The following is a 16,458-nucleotide window of genomic DNA, read 5'->3' as shown; positions in this document are numbered from 1 at the left end:
TTACCCCCCTGCCCGATTTTCCAGACGCCGCACAAGTGACGCCGGCACTTTCGCCTCGCGCAACTGCCCCAGAACGCGGTCCTTCACAGCATCCGGCATTCGATCACTGGCTTCGACCTGCGCCACCAACCGCGCGCGTTGTTCTTCGGTCAGCTCGACCATATCGGCCAATGCGCCTGCGTTGGCCTCGGCTCGCAGGCGTCGCACCCGGACACCCGCCCCCAGCAGGGGAGTTCTGCCGACCACAACCTCTCGGCCTTCCAGACCCTCACCGCGCAACAAGACCTCATCCCCCTGACGACGAACAAGCTGCACAGGCAGCGACTCAAGCCGGTCCCCCTCGCCCAGCACCAAAACCGTGCCGACCGCATCCAGAACGGACGAGGGCAGGCGCACGACGTTGTCCAACGGTTGCTCCTCAACAGTGACCGTCACGAAATCGCCGGGCTTGAACCCGGATGCATCGTCCAGACGGGCATAGATCAACCGCCCGGTCTGCCCTTCGCCCGCCGAACCGCTGTCGCGGCTGATGCGCCCTTGCGCCATCAGGTCGGTGCCTGTGACCTCGAGCGACACTGTGACAGGCGCGTTGATCAACCCGCCCTGCGCATCCAGCAGGCGTACATATTGCGCAGTCGAGACGCGGAACGCCACCTCCAGCGCATTCGGATCGACCAGTTCCGCCAGCTTTTCATTGGCGGACACCAAGCGCCCTTCAACCAGAGTCACATCCGTCAGCGTACCGCCAAACCGCGCCTTTACTGTCATGTCGTCCAGATCACGCTCGGCGGCCTCCAGCGCGATACGCGCCCGCGCCAGCAGGGTGGTTGCCTGATCCACGCGCGATTCCGCCTGCGCCAGTGCAATCCGCCGCGCCAGAACCGACTGTTGAGCGGATGCCTCGGCCAGTTCAGCCTCTTCCACGGCGGCCGGGGTTCCGACGCCCCGCGTCTGCAAGTCTTTCTGACGCTGCAAGGCACGACCGCGCAGGCCTGCCTGCGCCTCGGCTGAATTCAACTCGTCCTGCGCCAGCAGCAAAGACCGCTCGGCATCACGTTCCTCGAACTGAGCGTCCAGAAGATCGGATTTCGCACGATCCAGTGCAGATTGCGCATCGGCGGGGTCAAGCTCGACTAACACTTCGCCTTGTGTCACCACGCCGCCATCCTCGAAATCTTCGGACAGCGAAATCACCCGCCCCCCTAAAGCGGCGCGTAGTTCCAGCCGCCTGCGGCTTTGCACTTCGCCGAAGGCCTCCAGATAGGGGATGACAGTCGTAAGCTCAGCTGGCTGGACGGAAACGGCAAACACACGCTCGCGCGCCTGCGGAGCCTCATCGTCGCGTGTCAGCACATCCTGAACAGCGCCCGAGATCATTTGAACAGCCACAAACAGCAGGGCCAGCGTCAGAAACGCCAGAAAAACACCGACAAGGCTCTGCCGTAGAAATCGCATTCACTTTTACCCCGGTTGCATCAGGCTGCCATTTGCAAAAGGTAGCCGGGCTGTCGAAATTGCCAAGCTACAAAGCACGTTAAACGCTTAAACGTGTGAACAGTTTACTTCCGTCGCAGATGTTCGTCCAATCTGGGCATTATTTCCACGAAATTGCAGGGCCGGTGTCGGTAATCGAACTGTTTTTCCAAAATGCCGTCCCACGCATCCTTGCACGCGCCGGGGCTGCCGGGCAGCGCAAACAGATAGGTTCCTCCGGCTACGCCGCCGGTTGCGCGGGATTGCACCGCCGAAGTGCCGATTTTCTCCATCGACACTATGGTGAAAACGGTGCCAAACGCGTCGATTTCTTTCTCATAGACGTCGCGATGCGCCTCGACTGTTACATCGCGCCCGGTCAGTCCGGTACCACCGGTCGAAATCACGACGTCGATTTCCGGGTCCGCGACCCAATTCCACAACTGCGCAGCAATCTCGGCACGCTCATCCCGGATGATCTTGCGGTCCGCGACTGTATGGCCAGCCCGTTCGATCCTGTCGACAAGCGTCTGGCCCGAGCGATCTTCCTCCAGCGCGCGCGTATCCGATACGGTCAAAACAGCGATCCGGACGGGGATGAAATCCAAGGTTTCGTCAATGCGCGACATTTAGCGTCAGGCCCTTTCCATGATGGCAAGTCGAATGGCAAGGGCCGTGAAAATACCGCCCGTCACCCATCCCATGATACGAGAGGCGCGCGGGTTCGAGATCAGCACTCGCCCCGCACCGCCTGCGAAAACCCCAACCAGCCCATTCACCACGAATCCGCCCAGCGCGATGATCACGCCCAAGATCAGGAATTGCGGCAGGATCGGACCGATGGCCGGGTTCACAAATTGCGGGATAAAGGCCAGCACGAACAGAATGACCTTGGGATTGGTCAGGTTCACAACCAGCCCGTCCCGAAACGCGTATCGCGTTGGTTTGGCGGGTTTGTCGTCCGAAACCGCCCCATACCGGATTGCACCCCAGGCCAGATACATCAGATAGGCCACGCCCATCCAGCGGATCACATCAAACAACCACGGCAGGGTAGACACGGCAGCACCCAAGCCAAGCCCTGCCAGCAACACGTGAACCATCAGCCCCGCGGAAACCCCCGCACTGGCGATCAGTGCAGGTTTCGCACCAGACCGCAGCCCCTGTCCGAAACAGAACATCATGTCAGCCCCCGGCGTGAAGTTCAGCGCCATAGCCGCCGGGATGAATGCCAGCAACGTCACCGTTTCGATCATGAGGTCACCTCGAACCAGTTCACTTTAGGACCAAGATTGGCGATCTGCGTGCGTCCGATGGCGCCACGATAGCCCCAACTGTCATGGATATGGCCGTGCAAAGAGTATTGCGGCTGCAGGCGTTCTATCGCATCGCGCACGGCAACCGACCCTACCGCATCGCCCATTGACGTCGTATCGCCATACCCTTTGGGCGGGGAATGCGTGATCAGGATATCAGCGGCATCGCAACGCTCCAGCAACTCGGCCGCTTCCGAATCCGACAGGTCGCAGGACCACTCACCAAACGGCGTGGCAGGAACACCATATCCAAGGCCAAACAGACGCAGACCATCCACAGTCATCCCCGACCCGTGTAGAACGTGGACACCCTCGGGCGCGGCACCCGTCAATTCGGCCGCGCTTTCGGCGTTTCCGGGGATCAGGACAAGAGGGGCGGAAATCTCTGACAGCATCGCCATCGCCTCATCCAAACCCTGTCGCATGTTGCAGTAATCACCCGCGCCGATCACCAGATCAGCCTCGGCGCTGGCCACGGCAATCTCGGCCGCGCGGTTGCGTGCCATATGCAGGTCTGAGAACGCGAGAATTCGCATCACTTACCCTCCAGCCAGGCTTTCAGTTCTAGCAAATCCGCCCATGCCTGCCGTTTCAACTGTGGCTGACGCAGCAGGTCCTCGGGTCTCAGCATCGGGATCACCGGCAGGTCAAACCCCAGATCCCACTTACCGCGCAGCCGGGTGATCCCGCGCCTGCCCAACACAGCCTGAGAACTGATGTTGCCCATGACCACCAGAACATCTGGCTTGGCCAGCGCTACGTGTCGCTCCAGAAACGGCTGCATCATACCGATTTCCTGAGGGTTCGGGTCCCGGTTCTGGGGCGGGCGCCAGGGAAGAACATTGGTGATATAGACGTTTTTGGACCGGTCCAGATCTATCGCGGCCAGCATCCGGTCCAGCAACTGACCTGCTTTGCCCACGAAAGGCTTGCCCGCGCGGTCTTCTTCGCGGCCCGGCGCTTCGCCGACGATCATCACCCGCGCACCCGGTGTGCCATCGGCAAAGACCAATTGGCGCGCCCCGCGTTTGAGATCACAATGCTCGAACGCATCCATCGTGCTGCGCAACTGATCCAACGACCCTGCGCCGGCGGCTGCCGCCTTTGCCACGGCAACAGGATCCACCTGTTTCGGCTTTTCGGGCGTGGCTTGGGCTGCTTTGGGCTTTTTGGCCTTGGGCGCAGTGTCGGGCAGCGCATAGCGATCCACCGGAACATCCCCGGTCGCTTCTGTTGCGCCCAGTTCGACCTGCCATTCCAGCAAAGCCCGCGCCGTGTGATAGTCCAAAGCCGATTCCATACCCCTCAATCTAACCACCTTTTGACCGAGGGAAAGCGAATAGCACTTGATCGGATGGCCCGTCCCGCTCAGCATTGTCTCATTCATGTTGGTCCTATTACGATTCCTTGCCATTGCACTGTTGCTGATCCCCCTCGGCGACCCCGGTTTCGCGCAGCTTCAAAACCGAGGCGGTCTGTATGACAGGAACACCTTTCCAAACCGGGGCGGCATCTATGAGCGGAACAATCAGTGCCCCGGTGGTCAGTTCAAATGCGGTGCGCGCTGCTGTTCCGGCGGGCAAAGATGCAGTTTCGACGGCCACTGTATTCCGATGGGCGGCACCTATTGCGGGGGTGGGCGCACATGTGGCCCGTTCGAGCGGTGCGTCGCAGGCGGCAGATGCGCACCACGAGGGGTAAACAAGTGCCGGTCGCGCCTTGACTGCCCCGGCGGCAGCTTTTGCAATACGCGGGGTGAGTGCGAGCGGACCACGCCCGATCTTCAACCGCTCCCTTCCTTAAAATGCGATGACGGACGGACCTGCGATTCGGGCTCCGCTTGCCTGCCCGGCGGTGGATGCTCGCGCCCGGGCTGGTTTTTCTGCGAAAAAACCGGGTCGCAATGCCGTCCCGGGTTCAAGTGTTCCAAGAATCAGGGCTGTGTCCCGGTCAAGGCGGTGGACTGCGGCTATGGCAAATGGTGCAAACCCGGTGAACAGTGTCTGCCCGACGGCGGGTGCGAGAAACTGCCCGAAGGGTCCGATCCGTAGGTTGCCTTGCCTCGCGCAGCTTCTTATAAGCGGCTCGATTGTCAGACAGGAGCCCGCCCATGCGTTTCGCCCATCGTCACCTTCTTGGCATCGAGCATCTGTCGCAATCCGATATTACCGCCATTCTTGATCTGGCCGAAAAATACGTCGATCTGAATCGTCAGCCAGCCAAGCGTTCAGACGTGCTGTCGGGGCTGACCCAGATCAACATGTTCTTTGAAAATTCGACCCGCACACAGGCCAGCTTTGAAATCGCGGGAAAGCGATTGGGCGCGGATGTGATGAACATGGCGATGCAGGCCAGCTCGATCAAAAAGGGCGAAACGCTGATCGACACGGCGATGACCCTGAACGCGATGCACCCCGATCTTCTGGTGGTGCGGCACCCCCATTCCGGCGCGGTCGACCTGCTGGCACAAAAGGTTAATTGCGCCGTGCTGAACGCAGGCGACGGGCGCCACGAACACCCCACGCAAGCTTTACTGGACGCGCTGACAATTCGCCGCGCCAAGGGTCGGCTGCACCGGCTGAACATTGCAATCTGCGGGGACGTGGCCCATTCGCGCGTGGCCCGGTCGAACTTGATCTTGCTGGGCAAGATGGAAAACCGCATCCGGCTGATCGGACCGCCGACTCTGGTGCCCGGTCAATTCGCTGACTTCGGTGCTGAAATCTATGACGACATGAACGAGGGGCTGAACGACGTGGACGTCGTCATGATGCTGCGCCTTCAAAAGGAACGGATGGACGGCGGCTTCATCCCTTCGGAACGCGAATACTATCACCGCTACGGGCTGGACGCCGCGAAACTGGCGCAGGCCAAGCCAGACGCCATCGTCATGCATCCCGGCCCGATGAATCGCGGCGTGGAAATCGACGGCACTTTGGCCGACGACATCAACCGCTCGGTCATTCAGGAGCAGGTCGAGATGGGCGTCGCCGTCCGCATGGCCGCGATGGAGCTGCTTGCCCGCAACCAGCGTGAGGCCGCATGAGCGATCTGACCGTTGCCCCCCATGAACACGGCGTGATCCGCCTGTTCACGCTGGGCATGCGCCCGGAAGAGGCGAAGTTTCTACGCGAACCGGGCGCTGCGGATCAGGTTCTGGGGGTTGCGGGTCTGGACCCGAATCAAATCGACATTTTCCCGGTCGCCGACCTCGAAGACCTGGGGCTTTATGGATATCTCAACGAGGGGTGCGGGGTAACGGAAGATCAGTTGAACCGCACAGATCTTGAGGCGGTTGACGGCTGGGTCATGGCCGTTCGCAGCGCAGCTTTCGCTGGAAACGCCGCCGAATTGCACCCCGATCCAAGGCTGCACCTCATCGGCCTTTATACGGAAGAAACAACCAATTGGTCCGGCGGTGCCATTGCATCTGAAAGCGCCAAGCCGTTTTCGGTCCCGCAGACAGCTTCGGCTGACGACACGCCGCGCCGTGTCGGGTCTGCTGTCTTGGCGCTTGTGATCCTGTTTTTGATCGGGAGTGTTCTTTGGCTGATCCTGTGACCTTCACCGCCGATAAAAGCACCTATATCCGCACCAACACATGGCTGGCCGCCTTTGCCATGGCGGGTGCAATGGTCGTGCTTTGGCTGGTCGGAAATCCTTACATCTGGACCGGAGCGCCTGCGGGCCTTGCAGCGGTTGGCGTCCGTGCATGGTATCTGGCCTCGGAAGAACTGACCAACACGTGGAAGATGTCCGAGACTGCCCTGACGGGCCCCGGCCCACGCAACGTACCCCTGAACCAGATCGAGGCCGTCAACATCATGGGTAGCTTCGTTCAGATCGTCACAAAGGGCGGCGACAAGCACCTGATCAAATATCAGGCCGACCCCGCTGCCACCAAAGCCGCAATCGAAAGGGCCATGGCATGACCGACCAGCTTTTCACCAACGCCCGCCTGATCGACCCCGAGGCCGGGACAGACAGCCTCGGTTGGCTACAGATAGCCGGAGGCCGGATCGTCGCGCGCGGCGAAGGGGCGGCCCCATCCACCGACGCGCAGGTGATCGACTGCGGAGGGCATCGCCTTGCCCCCGGCATCGTCGATATCGGCGTCAAGGTTTGCGAGCCGGGCGAGCGGCACAAGGAAAGCTATAGATCCGCAGGTCTGGCCGCCGCTGCGGGGGGCGTGACCACAATCGTCACCCGGCCCGACACTCTGCCCGCCGTTGACACACCCGAAACGCTGGAATTCGCCACCCGCCGCGCACAGGCGGATGCTCCGGTGAACGTCATGCCTATGGCCGCCCTGACCAAAGGGCGCGAGGGGCGCGAGATGACCGAGATCGGGTTCCTGCAAGACGCGGGTGCCGTGGCCTTTACCGATTGCGACCACGTGATCGCCAATACCAAGGTGTTTTCCCGCGCGCTGACCTATGCGAAATCCTGCGGCGCGCTGGTGATTGCCCATCCACAGGAACCGGGCCTCAGCGCAGGGGCCGCCGTCACCAGCGGCAAGTTCGCCGCCCTGCGCGGCTTGCCCGCCGTTTCCCCCATGGCCGAGCGGATGGGGCTGGACCGCGACATTGCCTTGCTTGAGATGACCGGCGCCGCCTATCACGCCGACCAGATCACCACCGCCCGCGCCCTGCCTGCGCTGGAGCGCGCCAAGCGAAACGGGCTGGATATCACCGCAGGCACTTCGATCCACCACCTGACGCTGAATGAACTGGACGTGGCTGACTATCGCACCTTCTTCAAGGTCAAGCCGCCGCTGCGGTCCGAGGACGACCGGCAGGCCGTGATCGAGGCAGTGCGGACCGGGCTGATCGACACGATCAGTTCGATGCACACTCCGCAGGACGAGGAAAGCAAACGCCTGCCGTTTGAAGAAGCCGCATCCGGCGCTGTGGCGTTGGAAACGCTGCTGCCTGCCGCGCTGCGTCTGTATCATAGCGAACAACTTGACCTGCCGACCCTGTTCCGCGCCATGTCCCTGAATCCGGCCAAACGGCTGGGGCTGGAATCCGGCCGCCTGGCACCGGGTGCGCCTGCTGATCTGGTTCTGTTCGACCCGGATGTCCCATTTGTGCTGGACCGGTTCAGCTTGCGATCAAAGTCGCAGAACACACCGTTTGACGGCCAGCGGATGCAGGGTAAGGTCACCGCAACATATGTCGCGGGACAAGAAGTTTACCGGAGACCCTGATGCCACCATTTGACAGTTCCATGACCCAATTACTGCTGTGGGCTGTGTTTGGATACCTGATCGGGTCCATCCCGTTCGGGATGATCATTGCCAAGGTCATGGGCTTGGGCAACTTGCGCAATATCGGGTCTGGCAATATCGGCGCAACGAATGTGCTGCGCACCGGCAACAAATCGGCAGCCGCCCTGACGCTGCTGTTAGACGCGGCCAAGGGCGCAGTTTCAGTCCTGATCGCACGAGCGATGGCCGGCGAAGATGCGGCTCAGGTCGCGGCGCTGGCGGCCTTTCTGGGGCACTGTTTTCCAATCTGGCTGGGATTCAAGGGCGGCAAAGGGGTTGCCACCTTTCTGGGGATTTGGCTGGCCTTGGACTGGCGCGTTGGCGTGGCGTGTTGCCTGACATGGTTGGTGGCGGCTGCGATCTGGAGGATTTCGTCGCTGGGCGCACTTGCGGCGGCGGCGCTTTCGACCATTTGGGTCATGATCCTGACGGACACCACTACATTCGTTCTCGGAGCGATCCTGACCTTGCTGGTCTATTGGCGGCATAGCGCAAATGTTGCGCGTATACGTGCCGGAACAGAACCCAAAATCGGGCAGTCTTGACCGCGACACAGCCCTTTCTACAGGCATTTTTTGCCCTACCCGCTGGAACATCAACGGGGCGGTTCAAAGGCAATCCCTATGTCCTGACCCGAACCGAGCTGGCCGGGGGCAAATCCCACAAACTTGTCGCCCATCAATTAGGTGGGCCGGACTATATCAGCCTGAACCTTTACCTCACGAAAAACAGCGGCGCCTTGCTGCGCCCATGTGAGATATCGGTGCAAAAAGTCACTGAGTTTGTTTTTTGTTTTCAGCCGGATTATTAGGCATCGCCCTATTTTCATGCCTGAAATCCAATTATTACAGCGCCCTCACATTTCATTGTTTTGAACGTGATGCCAAGGCCGCCCATTTCGGGGTCGTGACGGCCAATTCCCGACCGCACTGAACAAAATCTCGAGAGTTTACCGGGCACAATTTGCGCGTCGTCCGGTGGCTCAATTCACGAAAGGTGAAAACCATGAACAAGATCAAATCCCTCATCGGCGGCGTTGCGCTGTCCGTCGCAGTCGCAAGCACAGCTCTGGCCGTTGGTGTTGAACTGAACGCAAGCTCGACTGGTCTGGCGTTGCAGGGCTATGACCCGGTTGCCTATTTCACCGTTGGCGAAGCGACCAAAGGCGACTACCGCATCACCGCGCTGCACAACGACGCGCTGTACCGTTTTGCATCGGAAGAAAACAAAGTCGCGTTTGAAGAAAACCCCGAAGCGTACCTGCCTGCATATGGCGGCTACTGTGCATTCGGCACCGCAATGGGCTTTAAGTTTGACGGCGACCCGAACTACTGGAAAATCGTTGACAACAAGCTGTACCTGAACCTGTCGTCTGACATTCAGGAACGCTGGGAAGGCGACATCCCGGGCTTTAACAAAGCCGCAGACGCCAACTGGAAAGACATCGCAAGCAAAACTCCGGCCGAACTGCAAGCGCAGTAAGCCAACCCTTGCGAAGAAAAGACCGGCGGCAGGAATGCCGCCGGTTTTCTTTTTTGACGACGGTTGCCGTTTACAATTCCAGCACCGTGCTGCCTGTGGTCTGGCGCGCTTCAAGCGCGCGATGGGCGTCCGCGACTTGTTCCAGCGGGAAACGCTGATCTATGTGTATCTTGACCTCATTGCCCGCCACCTTGCCTAACAAGCGCCGAGCCATGGCCTGACAAACAGCGTGATCGGCAATATGGGTGAACAAGGTCGGCCGGGTGATTTGAAGCGACCCCTTCTTGCCCAGAATTCCGATATCCATCAGCGGCACGGGACCCGATGCATTCCCGAACGAAATCATCATTCCCAGCGGCCTAAGGCAGTCCAGCGACCCGTTGAACGTATCGGCCCCGATCGAGTCCATCACCACATCCACGCCTTTGCCACCCGTAATCTCGGCGACGCGTTCCGCAAAGTTTTCGGTCCGGTAATTTATGCAATGGGTGGCACCGTTGAACTGCGCCAGACTGCATTTCTCATCCGTGCCTGCGGTTCCAATCAGCTTGATGCCTTCGGACTTGGCCCATTGGCAGGCAATCAGGCCCACACCCCCGGCTGCCGCATGGAACAGAACGGTGTCTCCGCGTTTCAGCGGCGTCGTGCGATGGAACAGATACTCAACCGTCATACCCTTGAGCATCATTGCCGCCGCCGCGTCAAACGAGATTTCATCAGGCAGGGGACAGACCTGAGCCGCAGGCATGACACGCGCTTCGCAATAGGCGCCCGCTGGGGCCGCGGCATAGGCGGCACGTTGGCCGGGTTCCAGATGGGTCACACCGTCGCCAACGGCTTCGATTATCCCTGCGGCCTCCATACCCAGAGCGTGCGGCAACTCCATCTGGTACAGTCCGGTGCGCTGGTACACGTCGATGAAATTCAATCCGCAGGCGTGATGGCGAATGCGTACTTCTCCGGGTCCCGGTTCACCAAGGGGGCGGTCTTCGATCTTGAGAACCTCAGGGCCGCCGTGTTCGTGAATAACGACGGTTCGTGCCGTTTGATGCATGCTGAACCTCCTGTTGTCTGCCGCCAAGCTAACACGCCTGCGACACATAACAATCGGCACAATACCGCGAGCAACCGCCAAAACAGAAAAAATTGTGTTATACTGGTGCCTAAGCGTTGCCGGCTGGTCCGGCCAAAGGCAACTGTCGCCGGATCATCTCTGCTGCGTTCAAATGCAAACCGGAGGGGATGACGATGGCCAAGACTATTGGAAATCCGATCAGCTGGGCAGCCCGCAATATTGGTGCGACCGGTGATCATATCGCAGAAAGCGTGACCCGTATCGGCAGTTCGGACACGCAGCAATTACCGCGGGTTCAGACTCTGACCCTGAGCGACCTCTGGGCCTGTCTGCGCGCGGGTTCGGAAGATTTTGTGGAAACCCGGGCAGACGCGATTTTCGTCGTGCTGATCTATCCGATCGCAGGGCTTTTGATGTTCGGGTTCGGGCTGAACAGGAACATGGTTCCTTTGCTGGCCCCGCTGATCGCAGGGTTCGCCCTTGTCGGACCAGTGGCTGCCGTGGGCCTTTATGAAATCAGCCGCAAACGCGAACAGGGGGCCGAAGCCCATTGGCTGGACGCGTTCGGCGTTTTCCGCTCTCCCTCATTCGGGGCGATACTTGCGCTGGGTTTCTACCTGGTCATGTTGCTGCTGATTTGGCTGATGGTTGCGCAAAGCATTTATGTCCAAACCCTGGGACCCGATTTGCCAACGTCCCTTGGGGCATTCCTGACCGAAGTCTTCACGACCCGCGCAGGCTGGACCATGATCCTAATTGGCAATGCAATCGGGTTCCTGTTTGCCCTAATCGCATTGGCCATCAGTGTGGTCAGCTTCCCATTGCTCTTGGATCGCAAGGTCGGTGTGCCGGTGGCCGTCGTAACATCGGTACGGGTGTTGCGACATAACCCGGGGGTTATTCTGACATGGGGACTTATCGTTGCCGCCTCATTGATTCTGGGCGCAATTCCGATGCTGCTGGGGCTGATTGTGATCATTCCGGTTCTGGGCCACGCCACATGGCATCTGTATCGCCGCGCCGTGGCCTGAACCGTTCGGCTGGCGCTTAGCCGACCTTCAGAACGATCTTACCAATGTGGCCTGAGCTTTCCATTCGGGCGTGCGCCGCCGCTGCATCGGCCAGCTCGAATTCGCTGTCCATCACAGGAGCCACTTTCCCGGCGTCAAGCAGAGGCCAGACGGCCTCGCGCAGGTCCTGCGCGATCTTCGCCTTGGCCAGATCGGATTGCGGACGCAAGGTGCTGCCGGTCAGGGTCAGACGTTTCACCATCATCATGGCAAAGTTCAATTCGACCACCGGCCCCTGCAGAAAGGCGATCTGAACCAATCGCCCGTCCTCGGCCAAGGCTTTCACGTTGCGCGGGATGTAGTCGCCGCCCACCATATCGAGGATCAGGTTCGCGCCGCCTTCGGCGCGCATCGCTGCCACGAAATCCTCATCGCGATAATTGATCGCCTTTTCCGCGCCCAGCTTTTCGCAGGCCGCGCATTTTTCAGCCGACCCGGCGGTTGCAAAAACCCGCGCGCCAAACGCATTCGCCAACTGGATAGCCGTTGTACCGATTCCGCTGGAGCCGCCATGGATCAAAATCCGCTCGCCAGCTTTCAGACCGCCGCGCGTAAACACGTTTGACCAGACCGTAAAGAAGGTTTCGGGCAGGCACGCGGCCTCTTTCAGGCCCATGCCAGCGGGCACCGGCAAGCAATGCGCGGCGGGTGTGGCCACGTATTCAGCATAGCCACCTCCCGGCAAAAGCGCGCAGACATTGTCGCCCACGGACACCCCTTCGACACCGGCTCCGACGGCTACGATTTCACCAGAAGCCTCAAGCCCCGGCAGATCACTGGCACCCGGGGGCGGATCATAAGCCCCCGCCCGTTGCAGCGCGTCGGGGCGGTTCACACCCGCGTAAGCCACTTTCAGGACAACCTGACCGGCTTGTGCCTCGGGCACCGGGCGTTCAACCAATTGCAGAACATCCGGGCCGCCGGGCTTGGTAATTTCAACGGCGCGCATCGTTTGGGTCATGGGCAAATCTCCTTTGCCCAATGCCTAACAGCCAAATAACGAAAGGCCCAGACGCTTACTTGCGTGGGTTCAGCATTCCCGGCAGATCAGCTTTCATTTTCATCGGAGCCTTCACTTGACCCGCCAGCCAGTTCGGAACCGCAAGAAGCGGCTTAAACAAAGGGTTCCCGTTCACCTGCGCCTTGATCTTTTCGAACTGCATGACATTGTCGATGCGGCGGTCCAAAAACTCCCACGATTTTTGATGGTTCGGCGAATCGTCCCCCAGCCAGAACAACACGGTTGAGGAATAGACCCCAGACAGCGTCGCGCGCTTGGTGTACCAGTTCACGTCGTCAGACGTATCGCCCAGCGTTTCCCAGATCAGATCGCAGGTCTGCCACATTGCTTTGGCCCCATCGGCCGCGTACATCGGCAGTGAAAAAAGTGTCACGCCCCGGCGCACCAGTTCTTTGTCCTCAACCGCTTCAAGGCGGAACCGGACGGCGGCGGCGATACGGTCGCGGAACTTCAGATCGCTTAAATCCTCGGATTTCAAGCGCTCCACCATCGCAGCGTCCCCCCGCGCGTGAAACGCTAGCGCCAGGTCGACCGCACCACGGGGGCAGATGGCGCGCGCCAGCGCGTCGTCCATATCGCAATCGGCTATGGCCATTCGAAAGCTGGTTTCAGACCAGCCGTCAAAGGGCACATGGGCCAGCATCGCGTCCAATAGCTGGGTTTTGGCGTCTTCATAAGTGGTGGTCATGGCGGTACTCCGGGTTCTTGCACCAGTACTAGACAAGTTAGGGACGCTTTGCTATACGGCCACTTCCTGCAATTTCCTTGCAACTCTATCTAGAAAGGTGGTGACAACCACATGCAGGTTAGTGTTCGCGACAATAACGTCGATCAGGCGCTTCGTGCCCTGAAGAAAAAGCTGCAGCGCGAAGGCGTGTTCCGTGAAATGAAGCTTAAGCAACATTTCGAGAAACCGTCCGAGAAAAAAGCGCGCGAGAAAGCTGAAGCGATCCGCCGTGCCCGTAAACTGGCACGCAAGAAAGCCCAGCGCGAAGGTTTGCTCTAAGCACCTGACGCTCGTCCAGCTTTGGATGACACTATTTGACGACCCCCGAGGCCACGCCCGGGGGTTTGTCGTTTCAAGGCCAAAGAAAAACGCCCCCGAAACATCAGGGGCGTCAGGATCAATAGATTTTGGGAACGTGCAACTCATCCGGCAGGATGCGGCGTTCATATTCCGGGTTGTACTTACGATCCGGCAAATTGACCTTTTCTTGCGGTACGTCCGTATAGGGGATCTTGGTCAGCAGGTGTTCGATACAGTTCAGCCGCTCGCGTTTTTTGTCGTTGCCTTCGACGATATACCACGGTGCCTCGGGAATATTGGTGCGGAACAACATATCCTCCTTGGCCTTGGTGTAAGCTTCCCAGCGGATGCGGGATTCCAGATCCATCGGAGACAGCTTCCACTGCTTCATCGGGTCGTGGATGCGCATAAGGAATCGCAACTGCTGTTCCTCATCCGTGATCGAGAACCAGTATTTCAGCAAGATAATCCCCGAGCGCACCAGCATCCGTTCAAATTCGGGAACGTCCTGAAAGAACTGTCCGACCTGATCCTCGCTGGCAAAGCCCATGACCCGCTCGACGCCCGCACGGTTGTACCATGACCGGTCGAAAAGAACGATTTCACCGGCCGCAGGCAGATGCGGAACGTAGCGCTGAAAATACCACTGGCTTTGTTCCCGGCGGCTTGGCGCTGGCAAAGCCACAACCCGCGCGACCCGAGGGTTCAGTCGCTGGGTGATCCGCTTGATCACCCCCCCTTTTCCTGCGCTGTCGCGGCCTTCGAACAGAATACAGACCTTGGCCCCGGTATGCTGCACCCAGTCCTGAACCTTGATCAACTCGGCTTGAAGGCGCAGCAGGTTGCGGAAATAGACCTTGCGGTCCAGCATCTCGGGGTGCTGATCCTTGTAAATCTTGCGGATCTCCATTGACAGCATTGGCTCGCTAAATTCGATCTCGAAATCTTCGTCCAGCGTGTCTTCCAACTCGGCTTCCAGCCAGTCTTTGGGGGCATCGTTGTTTTCGTAAGCCAAGGTCTGTTCCTTATCTCATATCGGGCTCGGACCGTACCGGGCGAGTGTAAACGCCTGATGTCATCAGAAAAATTGATGAAGGCCCTTTTCCTAAGCTTAACCGCACTGGGCCGCAAGGTCACTGCGACACGAGAAAACGCGTAAGACAGCACTGGCAACAAAGAATACACACGCCGTGTACACGCGGCAAAAATACCGCATAGCCAAATGGTTGGCACCGCTGCCCCGCACGTTATCTTGCCTTATTCAACCGCGTGAACGCATCTGTACCTGAAGCAAACCCGCGAGAGTCCCGTGACACATTTTGCATCTTTGCTACCCGCAATTTGGCCCTGGCTGATACTCATGACTGCGCAGATCGTCGCGGTCGCTGGCAAGAGGATGCTCTGCCTTGCTTTGCTCGCCATGTTCGGCGCGGCCGCTCTTACAACCGGGTTGATCACCCCAATCGCGCTTTGCATTGCGCTTGCGGGTCTTGGTGGCGCGGCCATTATACCTCGGTTATCCGGGTATTCTGCAGGATTTGGGCATACCGCAATGATCCTGTGGGCCGCTGCCTTGGGTGCGCATCTGGTCCCTGGTTTCCACAACCTGCTGATTCTTGATCAGGTCCAATCGGGACCAGACAGCACGGCGTTCAGCATGTACCTGAACCTGGACAAACCCCTGGTTCTTTTCGCCGTTCTTCTGGCCTGGCCCAACGTGAACACCCCAATCGCGCAGGTTCGGCGTTTCCCCTTGTTCGTTGGCCTAATACTCTTGCCTCTGCTGTTCGCAACTGGCCTTGCAACCGGGGCCGTACGGCCCGAGATCGGCCTGCCCGAGTGGTGGCTGTTGTTCGCACTCGCAAACCTGCTGCTAACCTGCCTGACGGAAGAGGCTTTCTTTCGCGGCTATCTGCAATCCATGATTTCTTCAAAACTTGGGGCAGCCTTGGGAATTGCCGCCGCGAGCGTTCTGTTCGGTCTGGTGCACTGGCCGGGTGGATTGGCGCTGGTCGCGTTCGCTTCGATCCTCGGGGCGGCTTGCGGGCTTGGCTATTATGCAACCGGTCGGCTTTGGGTGCCCACGCTGATGCACTTTGCGTTTAACGCGGTGCATCTGGCCTTTTTCACCTATCCCGGCCCTGTCTGAATTACACTGGCAAAGCCGTGGTCTTGAACACCGTCCGCAGCGCGAAAGAGCTTTGCATCTGCGCCACGCCCGGCAGTCGCGACAAGTACTGACGGTGAATGCGAGCGAAATCTTCAGTATTTTCAGCCACGACCTTCAGAATATAGTCCGCCGTTCCCGCCATCAGATGACACTCAAGAACATCCGGAATCCGTGCAACGGCCTTCTCGAATGCATCCAGAACCTCTTCGGCCTGACCCTGCAGCGTGATCTCGACAAATACGGTCGTCGGCACCTTCATCATGCGCGCATCGAGCAAGGCAACATAGTCCCGGATATACCCTTCTGACTCGAGTCGCTGCACGCGACGATGACAGGCCGAGGGCGACAGGTTGGCCTGCTCGGACAATTCGGCATTGGACATTCTGCCATTTCTTTGCAACGCGGCAAGAATCTTTCGATCTGTCGTATCAAGGCTCATGAGCGCAATCCTTTTGCAGGTAGACGCTATTTTATCGAAGAATCTTCGGAAGAAAAGCACAGCGGCAGGCAGAGTTTCACAGAAATTGCATCCGGCATTGCCTATATTTTAGGCAA

General features: G+C 59.2%; 20 protein-coding genes. 9 read left to right on the top strand and 11 right to left on the bottom strand.

Features of this window, described 5'->3' with window-relative positions:
- The 6 genes from GOX73_RS07940 to GOX73_RS07915 all read right to left on the bottom strand — a co-directional run bounded on the left by GOX73_RS07940 (position 1) and on the right by GOX73_RS07915 (position 4,576).
- A complete protein-coding gene (locus tag GOX73_RS07940; RefSeq protein WP_171124350.1) occupies positions 1-1,455 on the bottom strand; it encodes an efflux RND transporter periplasmic adaptor subunit in 1,455 nt (484 codons plus the stop codon).
- Positions 1,456-1,559: 104 nt separating this feature from the next.
- The gene (gene moaB / locus GOX73_RS07935; RefSeq protein WP_171124348.1) at positions 1,560-2,102 is read right to left on the bottom strand and encodes a molybdenum cofactor biosynthesis protein B; all 543 of its coding nucleotides are present in this window, start codon (positions 2,100-2,102) and stop codon (positions 1,560-1,562) included.
- A 6-nt stretch (positions 2,103-2,108) separates the two neighbouring features.
- Positions 2,109-2,729: a LysE family translocator gene (locus GOX73_RS07930; RefSeq protein WP_171124346.1), complete on the bottom strand. Its 621-nt coding sequence runs from the start codon at positions 2,727-2,729 to the stop codon at positions 2,109-2,111.
- Positions 2,726-3,325 carry a metallophosphoesterase gene (locus GOX73_RS07925; RefSeq protein WP_171124684.1) on the bottom strand — a complete coding sequence of 200 codons (600 nt, stop codon included), beginning with the start codon at positions 3,323-3,325 and terminating at the stop codon, positions 2,726-2,728. Before GOX73_RS07925 ends, GOX73_RS07930 begins: the two co-directional genes overlap by 4 nt.
- Entirely contained in the window at positions 3,325-4,089 is a 765-nt protein-coding gene (locus GOX73_RS07920; protein ID WP_171124682.1) for a uracil-DNA glycosylase family protein, read from the bottom strand. Before GOX73_RS07920 ends, GOX73_RS07925 begins: the two co-directional genes overlap by 1 nt.
- A 97-nt stretch (positions 4,090-4,186) precedes the next feature.
- Complete coding sequence (locus tag GOX73_RS07915; RefSeq protein WP_171124343.1) at positions 4,187-4,576, bottom strand: hypothetical protein; 390 nt, start codon at positions 4,574-4,576, stop codon at positions 4,187-4,189.
- A 323-nt stretch (positions 4,577-4,899) separates the two neighbouring features.
- Here GOX73_RS07915 and GOX73_RS07910 point away from each other — a divergent pair, with 323 nt between their 5' ends.
- The 6 genes from GOX73_RS07910 to GOX73_RS07885 all read left to right on the top strand — a co-directional run bounded on the left by GOX73_RS07910 (position 4,900) and on the right by GOX73_RS07885 (position 9,540).
- Entirely contained in the window at positions 4,900-5,835 is a 936-nt protein-coding gene (locus GOX73_RS07910; RefSeq protein WP_171124341.1) for an aspartate carbamoyltransferase catalytic subunit, read from the top strand.
- Entirely contained in the window at positions 5,832-6,350 is a 519-nt protein-coding gene (locus GOX73_RS07905; RefSeq protein ID WP_171124340.1) for a hypothetical protein, read from the top strand. The genes GOX73_RS07910 and GOX73_RS07905 overlap by 4 nt, the downstream gene beginning before the upstream one ends.
- Positions 6,335-6,721, top strand: coding sequence for a hypothetical protein (locus GOX73_RS07900; protein ID WP_174825611.1), 387 nt, complete (start codon positions 6,335-6,337; stop codon positions 6,719-6,721). Before GOX73_RS07905 ends, GOX73_RS07900 begins: the two co-directional genes overlap by 16 nt.
- Positions 6,718-7,998: a dihydroorotase gene (pyrC, locus tag GOX73_RS07895; protein ID WP_171124338.1), complete on the top strand. Its 1,281-nt coding sequence runs from the start codon at positions 6,718-6,720 to the stop codon at positions 7,996-7,998. Before GOX73_RS07900 ends, pyrC begins: the two co-directional genes overlap by 4 nt.
- Positions 7,998-8,603: a glycerol-3-phosphate 1-O-acyltransferase PlsY gene (gene plsY / locus GOX73_RS07890; RefSeq protein ID WP_171124336.1), complete on the top strand. Its 606-nt coding sequence runs from the start codon at positions 7,998-8,000 to the stop codon at positions 8,601-8,603. The genes pyrC and plsY overlap by 1 nt, the downstream gene beginning before the upstream one ends.
- A gap of 460 nt (positions 8,604-9,063) precedes the next feature.
- Positions 9,064-9,540, top strand: a complete 477-nt coding sequence (locus tag GOX73_RS07885) for a YHS domain-containing (seleno)protein (RefSeq protein ID WP_171124334.1) — start codon at positions 9,064-9,066, stop codon at positions 9,538-9,540.
- Positions 9,541-9,610: 70 nt separating this feature from the next.
- Here GOX73_RS07885 and GOX73_RS07880 read toward each other — a convergent pair whose 3' ends face one another.
- Complete coding sequence (locus GOX73_RS07880) at positions 9,611-10,594, bottom strand: quinone oxidoreductase (RefSeq protein WP_171124332.1); 984 nt, start codon at positions 10,592-10,594, stop codon at positions 9,611-9,613.
- A gap of 194 nt (positions 10,595-10,788) precedes the next feature.
- On the opposite strand from GOX73_RS07880, the gene GOX73_RS07875 reads away from it, so the two are divergent.
- The gene (locus tag GOX73_RS07875; protein ID WP_171124331.1) at positions 10,789-11,646 is read left to right on the top strand and encodes a DUF2189 domain-containing protein; all 858 of its coding nucleotides are present in this window, start codon (positions 10,789-10,791) and stop codon (positions 11,644-11,646) included.
- A 16-nt stretch (positions 11,647-11,662) separates the two neighbouring features.
- On the opposite strand, the gene GOX73_RS07870 is transcribed toward GOX73_RS07875, so the two are convergent.
- Both GOX73_RS07870 and GOX73_RS07865 read right to left on the bottom strand, forming a co-directional pair.
- The gene (locus tag GOX73_RS07870; RefSeq protein WP_171124329.1) at positions 11,663-12,646 is read right to left on the bottom strand and encodes an NAD(P)H-quinone oxidoreductase; all 984 of its coding nucleotides are present in this window, start codon (positions 12,644-12,646) and stop codon (positions 11,663-11,665) included.
- Between the two features lie 55 nt (positions 12,647-12,701).
- The gene (locus tag GOX73_RS07865; RefSeq protein ID WP_171124327.1) at positions 12,702-13,394 is read right to left on the bottom strand and encodes a COQ9 family protein; all 693 of its coding nucleotides are present in this window, start codon (positions 13,392-13,394) and stop codon (positions 12,702-12,704) included.
- Positions 13,395-13,505: 111 nt separating this feature from the next.
- On the opposite strand from GOX73_RS07865, the gene rpsU reads away from it, so the two are divergent.
- Entirely contained in the window at positions 13,506-13,712 is a 207-nt protein-coding gene (gene rpsU, locus GOX73_RS07860; protein ID WP_005614280.1) for a 30S ribosomal protein S21, read from the top strand.
- A gap of 118 nt (positions 13,713-13,830) precedes the next feature.
- Here rpsU and ppk2 read toward each other — a convergent pair whose 3' ends face one another.
- Positions 13,831-14,748 (bottom strand): polyphosphate kinase 2, encoded by a 918-nt coding sequence (gene ppk2, locus GOX73_RS07855; protein ID WP_171122715.1) that lies wholly within the window; start codon positions 14,746-14,748, stop codon positions 13,831-13,833.
- Between the two features lie 345 nt (positions 14,749-15,093).
- Between ppk2 and GOX73_RS07850 the strand changes: the two genes are divergently transcribed.
- Positions 15,094-15,882 carry a CPBP family intramembrane glutamic endopeptidase gene (locus GOX73_RS07850; protein WP_171124324.1) on the top strand — a complete coding sequence of 263 codons (789 nt, stop codon included), beginning with the start codon at positions 15,094-15,096 and terminating at the stop codon, positions 15,880-15,882.
- A gap of 1 nt (position 15,883) precedes the next feature.
- Here the strand turns inward: GOX73_RS07850 and GOX73_RS07845 are convergent, their stop codons facing one another.
- Positions 15,884-16,342, bottom strand: coding sequence for an Lrp/AsnC family transcriptional regulator (locus GOX73_RS07845; protein ID WP_171122720.1), 459 nt, complete (start codon positions 16,340-16,342; stop codon positions 15,884-15,886).
- Between the last annotated feature and the right edge of the window lie 116 nt (positions 16,343-16,458).

Origin of the sequence: Ruegeria sp. HKCCD7221, from assembly GCF_013031225.1 — a bacterium.
Classification (GTDB): Bacteria; Pseudomonadota; Alphaproteobacteria; order Rhodobacterales; family Rhodobacteraceae; genus Ruegeria.
Note: the sequence above shows the minus strand (reverse complement) of the source record. Positions and strands in the feature narration are given on the sequence as shown.

Bases quoted from the DNA above. Each gene is read 5' to 3' on its own strand.
- plsY (WP_171124336.1), top strand. From the start codon at position 7,998: ATGCCACCATTTGACAGTTCCATGACCCAATTACTGCTGTGGGCTGTG.
- GOX73_RS07940 (WP_171124350.1), bottom strand. From the start codon at position 1,455: ATGCGATTTCTACGGCAGAGCCTTGTCGGTGTTTTTCTGGCGTTTCTG.
- pyrC (WP_171124338.1), top strand. From the start codon at position 6,718: ATGACCGACCAGCTTTTCACCAACGCCCGCCTGATCGACCCCGAGGCC.
- GOX73_RS07885 (WP_171124334.1), top strand. From the start codon at position 9,064: ATGAACAAGATCAAATCCCTCATCGGCGGCGTTGCGCTGTCCGTCGCA.
- GOX73_RS07905 (WP_171124340.1), top strand. From the start codon at position 5,832: ATGAGCGATCTGACCGTTGCCCCCCATGAACACGGCGTGATCCGCCTG.
- GOX73_RS07880 (WP_171124332.1), bottom strand. From the start codon at position 10,594: ATGCATCAAACGGCACGAACCGTCGTTATTCACGAACACGGCGGCCCT.
- GOX73_RS07910 (WP_171124341.1), top strand. From the start codon at position 4,900: ATGCGTTTCGCCCATCGTCACCTTCTTGGCATCGAGCATCTGTCGCAA.
- GOX73_RS07925 (WP_171124684.1), bottom strand. From the start codon at position 3,325: ATGCGAATTCTCGCGTTCTCAGACCTGCATATGGCACGCAACCGCGCG.
- GOX73_RS07920 (WP_171124682.1), bottom strand. From the start codon at position 4,089: ATGGAATCGGCTTTGGACTATCACACGGCGCGGGCTTTGCTGGAATGG.
- GOX73_RS07870 (WP_171124329.1), bottom strand. From the start codon at position 12,646: ATGACCCAAACGATGCGCGCCGTTGAAATTACCAAGCCCGGCGGCCCG.
- moaB (WP_171124348.1), bottom strand. From the start codon at position 2,102: ATGTCGCGCATTGACGAAACCTTGGATTTCATCCCCGTCCGGATCGCT.
- rpsU (WP_005614280.1), top strand. From the start codon at position 13,506: ATGCAGGTTAGTGTTCGCGACAATAACGTCGATCAGGCGCTTCGTGCC.
- GOX73_RS07865 (WP_171124327.1), bottom strand. From the start codon at position 13,394: ATGACCACCACTTATGAAGACGCCAAAACCCAGCTATTGGACGCGATG.
- GOX73_RS07850 (WP_171124324.1), top strand. From the start codon at position 15,094: ATGACTGCGCAGATCGTCGCGGTCGCTGGCAAGAGGATGCTCTGCCTT.
- GOX73_RS07875 (WP_171124331.1), top strand. From the start codon at position 10,789: ATGGCCAAGACTATTGGAAATCCGATCAGCTGGGCAGCCCGCAATATT.
- GOX73_RS07845 (WP_171122720.1), bottom strand. From the start codon at position 16,342: ATGAGCCTTGATACGACAGATCGAAAGATTCTTGCCGCGTTGCAAAGA.
- GOX73_RS07930 (WP_171124346.1), bottom strand. From the start codon at position 2,729: ATGATCGAAACGGTGACGTTGCTGGCATTCATCCCGGCGGCTATGGCG.